This window comes from Mycolicibacter hiberniae, assembly GCF_010729485.1.
Lineage (GTDB): Bacteria > Actinomycetota > Actinomycetes > Mycobacteriales > Mycobacteriaceae > Mycobacterium > Mycobacterium hiberniae.
Window position 1 is genome coordinate 3,076,854 of sequence record NZ_AP022609.1, and the last position, 12,179, is coordinate 3,089,032.

Consider the following 12,179-nt stretch of genomic DNA (forward strand, 5'->3'; position numbering starts at 1 on the left):
TATGTGCTCTGGACCCAAGCAAGGACTCGCCCTGCCGGCCAACGTCGACCTGGAGAAGGAGACCGTGATCACCGGGCGCGTGGTGGACAGCTCCGGCGCCACGGTGGGCGGTGCCTTCGTCCGGCTGCTGGACTCCTCCGACGAGTTCACCGCTGAGGTCGTCGCCTCGGCCACCGGCGACTTCCGGTTCTTCGCGGCGCCGGGGGCCTGGAAGGTCCGGGCACTGTCCTCGGCCGGCAACGGCGACGCCGTGGTGACGCCGTCGGGCGCGGGCCTGCACGAGGTGGACATCAAAGTCGCCTGACGGGTCGCGGTAGAATCCTCCCGTGGTGTTGTTCTTCGAATTGATGCTGGTGGCGGCAACTGGCCTGATCACCTGGTTCGCGCTGTACACGCTGTATCGGCTGATCACCGACGAGATGTGAGCGGTTCCGACGGGGGCACGCAGGCCGGCGGTGAGCGCCCGGTCGAGCGCGGCTCCGGCGACCGCGCGGTAGCCGCCGCTGCGGAGCGGGCCAGGCAGACCGCCGCGCGCAATATCCCGGTCTTCGACGACCTGCCGTTCGCCGACACCGCCAACCTGCGCGAGGGCGCCAATCTGCACGACGCGCTGTTGGCGCTGCTGCCGCTGGTCGGCGTGTGGCGCGGCACCGGGCTGGGTCACAGCGCGCAGGGCGACTACCGGTTCGGCCAACAGATCGTGGTCTCCCACGACGGCGGCGACTACTTGAACTGGGAAGCTCGATCCTGGCGACTCTCCGACGACGACGAGTCCACCGAACCGGCCCTGCGCGAGACCGGCTTCTGGCGTTTCATCAACGATCCGGACGACCCCGACGAGTCCCAGGCCATCGAACTGCTGCTGGCGCACTCCACCGGCTATGTGGAGCTGTTCTACGGGCGTCCGCACGGCCCGGCCTCCTGGGAACTGGTCACCGATGCGCTGGCGCGCAGCAAATCGGGGGCGTTGATCGGCGGCGCCAAACGTCTTTACGGGATCGTCGAAGACGGCGACCTGGCCTACGTCGAGGAACGGGTGAACGCCGACGGTGAGCTGGTGCCGCACCTTTCGGCGCGGCTGTCCCGCTTCGTCGGCTAAGCGCCGCACCGACGGGCTTCACCCGCCTGCAACCGCGGGCTCAGCGCCCGATAGCGGTGTCGACCAGCCCGGCGAATTCGCGCTCGGACACCCGGGGGTTCAGCGCCCGGCCGTCGAGGGTGTGCACCCTGGCCGCCAGCGTGATACTGGAGACCAGCCAGATGTCTTGCGCCGCGGCCAGATCGGCCTGCCGCAGCGGGGCGTAGTCGCATCGGTAACCGGCGCCGCGGGCCACCTCGAACAACGCCTCCTGGGTGGTGCCGCGCAGGATCGGGTGCGACAGCGGCGGCGTGATGAGACGCCCGGGTTCCACCAGGACCACCGTCGAGCGCGGGCCTTCCAACACGTAGCCGTCGGAACTGACGAAGATGACGTCGTCGGCGCCCTGTTTCGCGGCGTAGCGCAGCGCCGCCATGTTCACCGCGTAGGACAGTGTCTTGGCGCCGGCGAGCAGCCATGGCATCTGCAGGCCCTGCGCGGACAGGCCGCGGTCCAGGGTTACCGCCGCCACACCCTGGCGACGGGCCGCGAGGATACGTTCGGGCAGCGGTGTCAGCATCACGTACTGGGTTGGCGCCGAGCCGCTTTCCCGGCCACGGCTGTAGATCAGCCGCAAGGCGCCCTCCCCGGACCCCGCCCACTGCTCGACCGCGGTCTCGGCCGCACGGCGCCATTGGTCCAGATCCGGGACCGGCAGGTCCATCAGCTCGGCCGAACGCGCCAGCCGGTGCAGATGCTCGTCGAGGAGGCAGGCGGCGCCGTCGCGCACCAGCAGGGTCTCGAACACCCCGTCGCCGCGCAGCGCCGCCAGGTCGTCGGCGTGCAGGAGTGGGGAGCCCGGAGCGGCCGGCCCGCCGCCCACGGTGACGATCGTCACGACGGTGTCGTCCTCATCGGCGTCGGCTGCCATGGACCGTGAGCGTAGCGGCTCCGTAGAGTTGGCATGTGTCCGCCGTCCCCGCACCCGATTCCGGCCCCGACGCCGGTGCTGTCTGGCACTATGGCGACCCGTTCGGCGAGCAGCGCAGCGCCGAAACCGGCGCCGTGCTGGTGGACCGGTCCCACCGCGCGGTCCTCGAGCTGAGCGGCTCGGACCGCAAGACGTGGCTGCACAGCCTGTCCACCCAGCACGTCGCCGAGCTTGCCGACGGCGCCAGCACCGAGAACCTCACCCTGGACCCCAAGGGGCACATCCAGAACCATTGGGTCCAGACCGAGATGTCCGAGCGGACCTACCTGGACACCGAACCGTGGCGTGGCACGCCGCTGATGGAACACCTGCGCAAGATGGTGTTCTGGGCCGATGTGCGCATCGAGCCCGCCGACTTGGCGGTGCTCTCGCTGCTGGGTCCGGGTCGCGACGGCCCGGAGGTCCTCGACGCGCTGGGGCTGGCCGCGCCCCCCGGAGCCGTCGCAGCGCCGATCCCCGGCGGGTTCGTTCGCCAGACACCCGGCCAGGACGCGCTGGAGTTGCTGGTCCCGCGTGCCGACAAGGGCAAGTGGCAGCAGCGGTTGGCCCGCGCCAGGGTACGGCCCGCCGGAGTGTGGACCTATGAGGCCCACCGGGTCGCAGCGGTGCGCCCCCGGCTCGGCGTGGACACCGACGAGCGCAGCATCCCGCACGAACTGAACTGGATTGCGGGGCCGGGCTCCGGCGCGGTGCACCTGGACAAAGGGTGCTACAGCGGGCAGGAGACCGTGGCCCGCGTGCACAACCTGGGCAAGCCGCCCCGCATGCTGGTGCTGCTGCACCTGGACGGATCGGTGGACCGGCCCACGACCGGCGACCCGGTCACCGCGGGGGGCCGTCCGGTGGGCCGGCTGGGCACCGTGGTCGACCATTTCGAGCTGGGGCCTATCGCACTGGCGCTGCTCAAGCGCGCGCTCCCGGCCGACACTGCGCTGCGGACCGGCGCCGACGCCGAGGTCAGTGCGGTGATCGACCCGGAATCGATGCCGCCGCCGGATGCACCGGGCGCCGGGCGGCTGGCCGTCGACCGGCTACGGGGCCGGGCTTGACGGTGATCACGCCGACACAGGGCAGGTCGATAACTGGTCTGGCGGCACGGTAAGCTGTCGGCAGGACAAAATACACATTCAGATCGGAGCCGCCTGTTCATTGGGCCGCTCCGTTATTGCGCGAGGGGGTCCCCCCATGGGCCGCGGCCGGGCTAAGGCGAAGCAGACCAAGGTTGCTCGAGAGCTGAAGTACAGCTCACCATCAACCGATTTCACCCAGCTCCAACGTGAGCTGGCAGGGTCTGAGGTCAACGACTCCGACGGTGACGACTCCTGGAACGGCGACGACGACTGGCGCCGCTGAGCGCGCAGTCGTCTCCGAATCTGTCACACCCCACAGGACGGTGGGACCCGGCCTAGACCCGCTGGGGCCTAGAACCTCGGGTGCTCCCCGACGAGCCTGGCCCCGTCGCCCGGTTCGCCATCCTTGCCCGGCTTGGTGATGGTGCCGAGCGGCCAGCAGTCCACGTGGCGGGCGGTCAGAATGGCCAGCGCGCGGTCGGTGTCCTCCGGCGCGACGACGGCCACCATGCCGACACCCAGATTGAACGTCTTCTCCATCTCCGCACGACTGACCCGTCCGCGCTGGGCGATCATCGCGAACACCGGCGCCGGCGTCCAGGTGCCACGGTCCACCTCGGCGATCAGCCCGTCGGGGATGACGCGCGCCAGGTTGCCGGCCAGTCCGCCACCGGTGACGTGACAGAAGGTCCGCACCTGCGTCTCGGCCGCCAGCGCCAGGCAGTCCTTGGCGTAGATGCGGGTGGGCTCGAGCAGCTCCTCGCCCAGGGTGCGGCCGAACTCCTCGACGTGGCCGGCCAGGTTCATCCGGTCGATGTCGAGCAGCACCGCGCGGGCCAGCGAGTAGCCGTTGGAATGCAGTCCTGAGGAACCCATCGCGATCAGCACGTCGCCGGGACGGACCCGATCCGGGCCGAGCACGTCGTCGGCCTCCACCACCCCGACACCGGTCGCGGAGATGTCGTAGTGATCGGGTTCCATCAGGCCGGGGTGCTCGGCGGTCTCACCACCGAGCAGCGCGCAGCCGGCCTGCACACACCCCTCGGCGATCCCGGAGACGATCGCGGCGACCCGCTCGGGCACGGTGCGGCCCACGGCGATGTAGTCCTGCAGGAACAGCGGCTCGGCACCGCAGACCACCAGGTCGTCGACGACCATCGCCACCAGGTCGATGCCGACGGTGTCGTGCTTGTCCAGGGCCTGAGCGATCGCCAGCTTGGTGCCCACGCCGTCAGTGGAGGACGCCAACAGCGGCTCACGGTAGTCGTTGCGCAGGGCGAACAGGCCGGCGAAGCCGCCAAGCCCACCCCGCACCTCTGGCCTGGTGGCCTTGGCCGCCAACGGCTTGAACAACTCGACGGCCCGGTCTCCGGCCGCGATGTCCACTCCGGCCGATGCGTAGGTAACGCCCTGGGAGCTCGATTCTGCTGAGGTCATCGCGGTAAAGGCTACCGGTAGCCGACTGCGGACGGTATCGCGCTCGGTATTGGGGCCGTCACAGCCGGTTATGGCGTACCTGATTGAACGGCACACCACGGTCGGCGGCGTACTCGCGGGGCAGGCCCAGGACGCGTTCGGCGATGACGTTGCGCGCCATCTCGTCGCTGCCCCCGCCGAGTCCCACGGTCTGGCGCGACAGGTAGCGGCGACCCACTCTGAGCAGGTGCGTCTCGTCGTCCACCACACCCAGCGGTCCGGCGACCGCCATGGCGGTGTCGACCTCCAGATAGGTCACGTCGGAGTGGAACAGCCGGATGATCGAGGCCGCGGCAGGCGGGAGCTCACCGCTGCGCATGCCCCGCCCGGCGTAGTCGATGAGCTTGTCGCGGACCATGCGCCGGGCGAGAACCCGGCCGATCTGATCCCGGGTCAGTGGATCGTCGGCGGTGCCGCAGTCCTGCGCCAGGGTCAGGAAGTCCCCGGCGGCCATCTCGGTGCGTTCGGGCCCCCGCCCGCTGGCGAACTCCGAGCCCTGGCCCACGGCCCGGCGCTCGTGGTAGAGCAGCCGCGATGCGACGTCCCAGCCCTTGTTGACCTCACCGACCACCGCGTCGGGCCCGAGCCGCAACCCGTCGAAGAACTCCTCGCAGAACTCGTTGGAGCCGTCGACCTGCTCGATGCGGCGCAGCGTGACGCCGGGCGCGTCGATCGGCACCAGAAACATGGTCAGGCCCTCGTGCTTGGGCACCGTTGAATCTGTGCGCACCAGGAGCAGCCCGAAGTCGGCCGCGAAGGCGCTGGTGCTCCACGTCTTGGCCCCGGTGACCACCCAGTCGTCCCCGTCACGCTCGGCGCGGGTGATCAGGCCGGCCAGGTCGGAACCGCCGCTGGGCTCGGAGAGCAGCTGCACGAGCACCTCGTCGCCGCGCAGCGCCGCGCTGATGTGGCGGCGCTTCTGTTCCTCGCTGCCGGTGTCGAGCAGGGTGGCGCAGCAGATGGTGAACGTGGGGACATTGAGGATCAACGGCATCTCGTAGCCGGCGCACTCGGCGTCGAACGCCTTCTGGTAACGGATGTCCAGGCCGAGGCCGCCGTATTCGCGGGGGAAGCAGATGCCGGCGAAACCGCCGCCATACAGCAGCCGCTGCAGCTCGCGTGCACGTTGCCAGGCTCCCTCGTCATCGCGGCCGTTGCGCGGGGGGTGCTGCGGGTCCAGGCGCGGCATGTTGGCGGCCAGCCAGTCGCGGGCCGACGCGGCGAAGGATTCCACGGAGATGTCGGTCATGCGGCGGGCTCCGTGCTGCTGGCGGCCGCGAAGATGGCCTGGTGATGCTCTGCGGGGGTGCCGAGCAGACCGCGGTACAGGGTGGCCCGACGCAGATACAGGTGCAGGTCGTGTTCCCAGGTGACGCCGATCCCGCCGTGCAGTTGCACGCATTCCTGAATCAGCCGGCCCGCGTGCTCGCCGAGATAGGACTTGGCGGCCCCGACCCACATGGCCGCGTCGGCGTCGCGTGCGGCCACTTTGTCCACAGCGCCGTCGGCTATCGCACGGCAGGCGTGCAGCCACATGGTCATGTCGGCCAGCCGGTGCTTGATCGCCTGGTAGGACGCCAGCGGCCGGCCGAAGCTGTACCGATCCCGGGCCCAGTCCACCGTCATGGTCATGACGGCGTCCAGGATGCCGGCGACTTCGGCGCAGACCAGTGCGATGCCCACCTGGGTCTGTCGCTCGATGAGGGCACCGGCCTGTGCCGCGGTGCCGACCACCGCCGAGGCGTCGACTGCGGCATCGCAGAACTCGATGCGGGCGAACCGCTTCACCAGATCGATGCCGGGCTGCGGCGTCACCCGCACTCCGGGTGCGTCGGTACGGATCAGGAACTGGCGCAGCGCGCCGTCGTCGGTGCGGGCGCCGATCAGCACCAGGTCCGCCCGGTCCCCGGCCTCTACCCGGTCTTTGACTCCGTTGAGCCGGTAGCCGCCGTCGGTGGCGGTCGCGGCCAACGCCGGCTGATGGGGGTGAAAGCCCCGGCCCGGTTCGTCGGCGGCCCAGGTCGCCACCAGCTCCCCGCAGAGCAGCGCGGCGATGCTGTGGGCGTGTGCCTGCCGGTTGTCGGCGTCGACCAGACCCGCCAGAACCATGCTGATCGGATACAGCGGGCCCGGTGCCACGGTGCGTCCGATCTCGGTGGCGATCGCAGCCAGGTCCCGCAGCCCACAGCCAGAGACGCTGCCGCCGCCGAGTTGCTCGGGCACCAGCAGCCCGGCCCACCCCAGTTCGGCCGCCTGCCGCCACCAGGCCTCGTCATAGGATTCACCGCGCGCGTGCAGGTCGCGCTGGTCGCTCAGAGCTGCGGTCTTGTCCAGAAAGGCACGGGCCGTGGCAACGAAAAGCTCGGTTTCGGTAGAGAGTTCGCTCATCTCATCTCCTCGTGGCCGCCAGGATCACCGGATCGGCTCGTCGCCGAGCACGGTGGTGCGCAGCATCTCCCGGGGGGAATCGGGGTCATAGGGCGCGGCCCGGTGCAGGACTCCGCGGTTGTCCCAGATGACGGTGTCGCCCACCGACCACTGGTGACGATAGACCCGGTCGGCCACCGTGGCGCGTGCCAGCAGTTCGTCGAGCAGTGCGCGCCCTTCGTCGAGATCCATCCCGACGACGTAGTCGGCGGAAGCGCCCAGCACCAGTGATTTGCGTCCGTTGCGGTGAGTCCACACCAGCGGGTGTTCGTGGGAGGGTCGTGCGCGCCAGCGGGCCAGCTCTTCCGGTGCCGGATCGGGGGTCACCCGGCGCTGGGACGCCTCCAGCGAGTGCACCACGCGAAGCTGCGCGAATCGGCGTTTCTCGTCGTCGGTGAGCTGGTCGTAGGCGGCATAGGAGCTGGCGAACTCGGTCTCACCGCCGCGTTCGGCGACCTGCACCGCCGAGAGCACGGTGGCTTTCTGCGGATACTGATCCCCCGTGGGCGTGCACCCGTCGATGTGCCAGTCGAACGTGGCGCGCAAGTAGCTCGCCGACGAGTTCTTGGCCCGGTTCAGGGTGACCGGGTAGATGCCCGCAACCTCGTGGTGACCGTCCGCCGTGTAGTCGACACTGCCCAGGCGCTCGCAGAACGCCACCTGGGAGCGGGGGTCGATGTGCAGGTTGCGAAAGACCAGGACACCGTTGTCCTCCAACGCCTCGAGGACGGCAGCACCGAGACTGTCGTCGGAGGCCAGGCGTTGCGGGTCCAGACCGAGGACCTCCGCGCCGACCGATGCTGTCAGCTTGCTGACGGTGAGCAGACTCATTGGCCTGTCCTTCCTGACACGGGTTTGGTTCCTGGCAGCGCTAGGGAACGGGCCAGCCGGTGCGGACCATGACGGCATCCGCGGCGTCGACGGGGGCGGGCTGCCCCATGATCTCGACGGCCATCGCCACCATCACCAGGGAATAGATCAGCTGCAGCAGGTTGAGAGCGTCCTCGGGAAGCTCGTCCAGGGCGAACTTGTCGCAATAGTCGATCGCCTCTTCCAGCCGCGGAAAGAACGCGTCATAGAACTGCCGCAGCTCGCCGATGCTGCTGGCCAACCTCCGGTTGTAACGCTCGGTCTCGGTTGCCAAACACCAGGTTTGCGCGAAGGGCTCCAGTTCGGAGAAGGCACTGGGCAGCCGTGCGGCGCTCATCGCTGCGCTCCCGTGCCGGCCGCCTCGCGCCGGTAGGCGTCCACCCAGTCACCGACTGCCTTGTGCAGGTGACGAACCAGGATCTCCTGGTCGTTGAGCGGGAAACCGTCGACGACGCCGTACTCCAGAGCGGCCTGGGTGCCGCCGAGCATGCCGGCATCCTGCAGCGCAAACTCTTTGAGCACCACCGCCGCCACCTCGTGCTGAATGCGTTCACGCACCGTTTGGGCCGGATAGAAGTAGGTGTGCGCCTCGAACCGGTGGGTGTTGTAGGAGGTCGGCCAATACCGGTAGAGCAGGTACCAGCCTCCGTAGATGAGGATCTCGGTGTTGGGGAAGATCTGGAAGTTGCTGATCCCCCACGGCTGGATGCCGCCCGGGTTCACCCCGGCGGGCAACTCGCCGAGGTCGGGGGTTTCCCAGGGGCCCACCAGCCCGCTGCGGGTGGCCCGCTCGATCGGGTACATGTACTCCGGCGGTAGCAGCCATCGGCGCCGGCCGGCCGTCGAGACCAGTCGGTGCGGGCCGTCGAGCTGGAAATGGCCGCAGGTGAATCCGGCGCCGGGAACCCGGACTTGGGCGGGAACCTGCTGGGAGTGCAGCGCCGGAACGTGGTAGTACTCCTGGAAAGCGTCGGCGAAGATCTTCCAGTTGCTGTTGTTGTGGGCCACCCAGTCATAGCGTTCGGTCAGTTTCTCGAACGGGTAGTCGTCCAGTCCGGTGATCATCGGCCCGAGGAATTCCCGCAGGCCCTGACGTGGCGTGGTGTCGAGGTTGACGAAGATGAAACCGTTCCAGGTGTCGCAGTGCACCGCGGCCAGATGGGCGTCGGCTTCGCCGCACCGATAGGTGTGCCGACAGCGCTTGCAGGTGATCTCCTCGCCCTGCCCGGCGGCCTCGCGATCGGGGAACTCGTGCCATACCAACGTGGTCGCGCACCGCGGGCAGACGTTGTGGAACGCCCCGACTCCGCGGTCGGTGTGCAGGAGAAGGATGCAGGCGCGGGCGACCTCGATCCGTTTGGTGGCATAGCTGCCGGGCTCGGCGACTTCCTCGATCCGGCCGATGTTCAGCCAGGCCCGCTTGAACACCGCCTCGCGTTCGAGTTCGTAGAACTGCGGCGATGTCGAGTCGGCGAACGAGACCGGACCGGTGCCCAGTTCGGGGTGATACTCGGTCCACGAGCCCGCCGGGGTCCTCCCGGATCGCACTGAAGACTGTTCTTTCACATCACCGCTCCTCCGTTGACGCCCAACACCTGGCCGGTGATGAAGCCGGCTTCCTCCGAGCACAGGAACCCCACGGCCGCGGCGATGTCCGCCCCGGTGCCCAGCCGGCCCAGGGGGATGTTCGCGGCGATCTGCTCGTTGGACGGCAGGAACCCGGCCGCTTGGCCCTGATGCTGCATAGGCGTCTCGATACCCGACGGCGGGATGTTGTTGACCGTGATGCCGCTCGCGGCGTACTCGCGGGCCAACGACTTGGTCAACGTGATGACCGCGCCTTTGGATGCCGCGTAGTGCGCGGCGAACGGCGATCCGCGCTGGGCGCTGGACGACGAGATCATCACGATGCGCCCCCAGCCGGCGGCGACCATGTCCGGCAGTGCCGCCTGGCAGCAGTGGAACGTCCCGGTCAGGTTGACGTCGATGATCTGGGCCCACGCCTGCGCGGTGATGTCGGCGAACGCGCAGTAGCCGAAGAGACCGGCACTGGTCACCAGCGCGGCGACCGGCCCAAGCTCGCCGCGCACCGATGCGAAGGCCTGGTCGACAGCGGCCCGGTCGGTGACGTCGGCCTCGACGCCCAGCGCGGCCAGACCCTCGGCGCGCAGGTCGTCGGCAACGCGTTGCGCCGCTTGGCCGTTGATGTCGAGAACACCGACGCGGTAACCGCGCCTGCCCAGTTCGCGGCAGGTGGCCTCGCCCATGCCCGAGCCCCCGCCGGTGACCACCGCGACTCGTTGCGGCGGCTCTGCGGTCATCGCATCCCCTTCGGACGGCACCGGCCGATATTATCAAGTACTTGTCATTAATCTCAAGTGTCGACGCCGGATCGGCGCGCAGACGCTCAGGGCAGGGCGATCATCGCGACGTACATCGCCACCACCGGCCGGTAGAGGTCGATGCCGTCGAGTTCACTGGCCAGCACCGCCGCATCACTGGTGGCGACGAGCACCTGCGCCAGGGTCAGGGCCGGGATCCGCAGGGCTCCCCCGAGGCGTTCGACGCCTTCGACGATGAAGTCCGCCAACTGCTCGACGACCTCCGCGCGCTTGGCGGCCACCCGGGCGCGGGCTTCGGGGTTGCGCAGCAGGTACAGGGTGAACTCATAGCCCAGCGCGGCATGCTCGGCCCCGCGGTCACGACTCAACCGCTGCCAGCGCTCGGCGATGTCGTCGAGTTCTCGCACCCCCACCTCGGTGGCGTTCGCCATCACCTCGGCGAAGTTTTCGAAATAGCGCTGCCAATACCGCTCGCTGACCGCCAGAAAGAGCTCGTCCTTGGCGGCGAAGTGCTTATAGATAGCGCCCTTGGTGTAGCCGGCAGCCTGCGCGATGTCGTCGAGAGTCGCCGTGGTGAAGCCTTTTTCGGCGAACACCTCCTCGGCGGCGTCCAGCAGTAACGAGCGCGTTCGCTCCAACCGCCGCTCGCGCGTCCACCGCTCCACCACGACGGCGATTGTCCCACAGGATCTGCGATACCTATTGGCATCACAGATACTGATGAGTATATTTCGGCACACACTGCGTCATCCGGGAAGGGAACCGCAACATGGGTAGCGGCGTGCCGAGCCAGCAGAACGTGTCAGTGGCCGCACGGCCGGAAGCCGCCGGGCCTCAGAGCGCCGGGGCCATCCGGATCTGGGCTGCCGCCGGCGGGGCACTGCTGGCGCTGCAGCTGTATGTGTGGGCGCGCTGGATCACCGGCCCGTACTTCGAACGCGTCCCGGTCGGGCCGAACGATCCGCCGATGTACATGAAGGTGCCACTGATGGCCAACGCCGTCGTGCTGTGGGTCGGCCTGCCGTTCGCCATCTGGTGGTTCTTCATCCGCCCCTGGCGCCGCGAACGGCGAATCACGCTGGACGGCATGCTCTTCCTGTCGATCGGCCTGATGTTCTTTCAGGACCCGCTGCTCAACTACTTCAACACCTGGTGCACCTACAACACCTGGCTGTTCAACCGGGGATCCTGGACGTCGCACATCCCGGGATGGGCCTCACCGGAGGAACCCGGCCGCCAGGTCGCCGAGCCGCTGTTGACGAACCTCCCGGGCTACGCCTACGGGGTGCTGCTGATCACCATCGTCGGATGTGCCGTGATGCGAAAGATCAAGGCGCGCTGGCCTGCAATCAGCAACCTTCGCCTGATCGCCGTGACGTATGCGATCGCCTTCGTCTTCGACTTCGTCATGGAGGGCCTCGTCCTGCTGCCGATCGGCATGTACACCTACCCCGGCGCCATGCGTTCGGTGTCGATCAATGCCGACACCTACTACCAATGGCCCGTCTACGAAGGACTCATGTGGGGAGCCGTGCAGGCGGCGCTGTGCTGCCTGCGTTACTTCACCGACGATCGCGGTCGCACCGTCGTCGAACGCGGATTGGACGGTGTCCGGGGCGGATTCGCGCGACAGCAGTTCACCCGCTTCCTGGCGATCTTCGCCGGGGTCAGTGCGTGCTTCTTCGCCTTCTACATGGGCCCGGCGCAATGGATCGCCCTGCACGCCGACCCGTGGCCGCAAGACCACCAGAAGCGCTCCTACTTCACCGGTGGCATCTGCGGGGACGGCACCGACAAGCCGTGTCCGCATCCGGGGCTGCCGATGCCCTCCAACCGGTCCGGCTACATCAATGTCGACGGTCAACTGGTGCTGCCCGAAGGCGTTTCGGTGCCCCCGATCGTTCCGTTCGAGCGGGGAAACTGAC

14 protein-coding genes are annotated in these 12,179 nt (G+C 68.6%); 5 read left to right on the forward strand and 9 right to left on the reverse strand.

The window, feature by feature from the left end:
• Position 1: 1 nt before the first annotated feature.
• Both G6N14_RS14595 and G6N14_RS14600 read left to right on the forward strand, forming a co-directional pair.
• A complete protein-coding gene (locus tag G6N14_RS14595; protein WP_085135770.1) occupies positions 2–304 on the forward strand; it encodes a DUF1416 domain-containing protein in 303 nt (100 codons plus the stop codon).
• Between the two features lie 117 nt (positions 305–421).
• The gene (locus G6N14_RS14600; protein ID WP_085135771.1) at positions 422–1,099 is read left to right on the forward strand and encodes a heme-binding beta-barrel domain-containing protein; all 678 of its coding nucleotides are present in this window, start codon (positions 422–424) and stop codon (positions 1,097–1,099) included.
• Positions 1,100–1,139: 40 nt separating this feature from the next.
• Here G6N14_RS14600 and G6N14_RS14605 read toward each other — a convergent pair whose 3' ends face one another.
• Entirely contained in the window at positions 1,140–2,009 is an 870-nt protein-coding gene (locus tag G6N14_RS14605) for an aminodeoxychorismate lyase (protein WP_085135772.1), read from the reverse strand.
• Positions 2,010–2,044: 35 nt separating this feature from the next.
• Here G6N14_RS14605 and ygfZ point away from each other — a divergent pair, with 35 nt between their 5' ends.
• Positions 2,045–3,118: a CAF17-like 4Fe-4S cluster assembly/insertion protein YgfZ gene (gene ygfZ, locus G6N14_RS14610; protein ID WP_085135773.1), complete on the forward strand. Its 1,074-nt coding sequence runs from the start codon at positions 2,045–2,047 to the stop codon at positions 3,116–3,118.
• Between the two features lie 136 nt (positions 3,119–3,254).
• Positions 3,255–3,422, forward strand: a complete 168-nt coding sequence (locus G6N14_RS14615) for a DUF3073 domain-containing protein (RefSeq protein WP_085135774.1) — start codon at positions 3,255–3,257, stop codon at positions 3,420–3,422.
• Positions 3,423–3,490: 68 nt separating this feature from the next.
• On the opposite strand, the gene purM is transcribed toward G6N14_RS14615, so the two are convergent.
• From purM to G6N14_RS14655, 8 genes are all read right to left on the reverse strand, one after another.
• Positions 3,491–4,576 carry a phosphoribosylformylglycinamidine cyclo-ligase gene (purM, locus tag G6N14_RS14620; RefSeq protein WP_085135775.1) on the reverse strand — a complete coding sequence of 362 codons (1,086 nt, stop codon included), beginning with the start codon at positions 4,574–4,576 and terminating at the stop codon, positions 3,491–3,493.
• Between the two features lie 58 nt (positions 4,577–4,634).
• Positions 4,635–5,864, reverse strand: a complete 1,230-nt coding sequence (locus G6N14_RS14625) for an acyl-CoA dehydrogenase family protein (RefSeq protein ID WP_085135776.1) — start codon at positions 5,862–5,864, stop codon at positions 4,635–4,637.
• A complete protein-coding gene (locus G6N14_RS14630) occupies positions 5,861–7,003 on the reverse strand; it encodes an acyl-CoA dehydrogenase family protein (RefSeq protein WP_085135777.1) in 1,143 nt (380 codons plus the stop codon). The genes G6N14_RS14625 and G6N14_RS14630 overlap by 4 nt, the downstream gene beginning before the upstream one ends.
• 24 nt (positions 7,004–7,027) lie before the next feature.
• On the reverse strand, positions 7,028–7,873 hold the full coding sequence (locus tag G6N14_RS14635) for a TauD/TfdA dioxygenase family protein (RefSeq protein WP_085135778.1): 846 nt from the start codon (positions 7,871–7,873) through the stop codon (positions 7,028–7,030).
• Positions 7,874–7,913: 40 nt separating this feature from the next.
• Complete coding sequence (locus G6N14_RS14640; RefSeq protein ID WP_085135779.1) at positions 7,914–8,249, reverse strand: hypothetical protein; 336 nt, start codon at positions 8,247–8,249, stop codon at positions 7,914–7,916.
• Positions 8,246–9,478, reverse strand: a complete 1,233-nt coding sequence (locus G6N14_RS14645; protein ID WP_085135780.1) for an aromatic ring-hydroxylating dioxygenase subunit alpha — start codon at positions 9,476–9,478, stop codon at positions 8,246–8,248. Before G6N14_RS14645 ends, G6N14_RS14640 begins: the two co-directional genes overlap by 4 nt.
• Positions 9,475–10,233, reverse strand: coding sequence for an SDR family NAD(P)-dependent oxidoreductase (locus G6N14_RS14650; RefSeq protein WP_085135781.1), 759 nt, complete (start codon positions 10,231–10,233; stop codon positions 9,475–9,477). The genes G6N14_RS14645 and G6N14_RS14650 overlap by 4 nt, the downstream gene beginning before the upstream one ends.
• Before the next feature lie 86 nt (positions 10,234–10,319).
• Positions 10,320–10,922: a TetR/AcrR family transcriptional regulator gene (locus G6N14_RS14655; RefSeq protein WP_085135782.1), complete on the reverse strand. Its 603-nt coding sequence runs from the start codon at positions 10,920–10,922 to the stop codon at positions 10,320–10,322.
• Between the two features lie 101 nt (positions 10,923–11,023).
• On the opposite strand from G6N14_RS14655, the gene G6N14_RS14660 reads away from it, so the two are divergent.
• Positions 11,024–12,178 (forward strand): spirocyclase AveC family protein, encoded by a 1,155-nt coding sequence (locus G6N14_RS14660; protein WP_085135783.1) that lies wholly within the window; start codon positions 11,024–11,026, stop codon positions 12,176–12,178.
• The last annotated feature ends 1 nt before the right edge of the window (position 12,179 follow it).

Bases quoted from the DNA above. Each gene is read 5' to 3' on its own strand.
- G6N14_RS14595 (WP_085135770.1), top strand. From the start codon at position 2: ATGTGCTCTGGACCCAAGCAAGGACTCGCCCTGCCGGCCAACGTCGAC.
- G6N14_RS14605 (WP_085135772.1), bottom strand. From the start codon at position 2,009: ATGGCAGCCGACGCCGATGAGGACGACACCGTCGTGACGATCGTCACC.
- G6N14_RS14615 (WP_085135774.1), top strand. From the start codon at position 3,255: ATGGGCCGCGGCCGGGCTAAGGCGAAGCAGACCAAGGTTGCTCGAGAG.
- purM (WP_085135775.1), bottom strand. From the start codon at position 4,576: ATGACCTCAGCAGAATCGAGCTCCCAGGGCGTTACCTACGCATCGGCC.
- G6N14_RS14625 (WP_085135776.1), bottom strand. From the start codon at position 5,864: ATGACCGACATCTCCGTGGAATCCTTCGCCGCGTCGGCCCGCGACTGG.
- G6N14_RS14630 (WP_085135777.1), bottom strand. From the start codon at position 7,003: ATGAGCGAACTCTCTACCGAAACCGAGCTTTTCGTTGCCACGGCCCGT.
- G6N14_RS14635 (WP_085135778.1), bottom strand. From the start codon at position 7,873: ATGAGTCTGCTCACCGTCAGCAAGCTGACAGCATCGGTCGGCGCGGAG.
- G6N14_RS14640 (WP_085135779.1), bottom strand. From the start codon at position 8,249: ATGAGCGCCGCACGGCTGCCCAGTGCCTTCTCCGAACTGGAGCCCTTC.
- G6N14_RS14650 (WP_085135781.1), bottom strand. From the start codon at position 10,233: ATGACCGCAGAGCCGCCGCAACGAGTCGCGGTGGTCACCGGCGGGGGC.
- G6N14_RS14660 (WP_085135783.1), top strand. From the start codon at position 11,024: ATGGGTAGCGGCGTGCCGAGCCAGCAGAACGTGTCAGTGGCCGCACGG.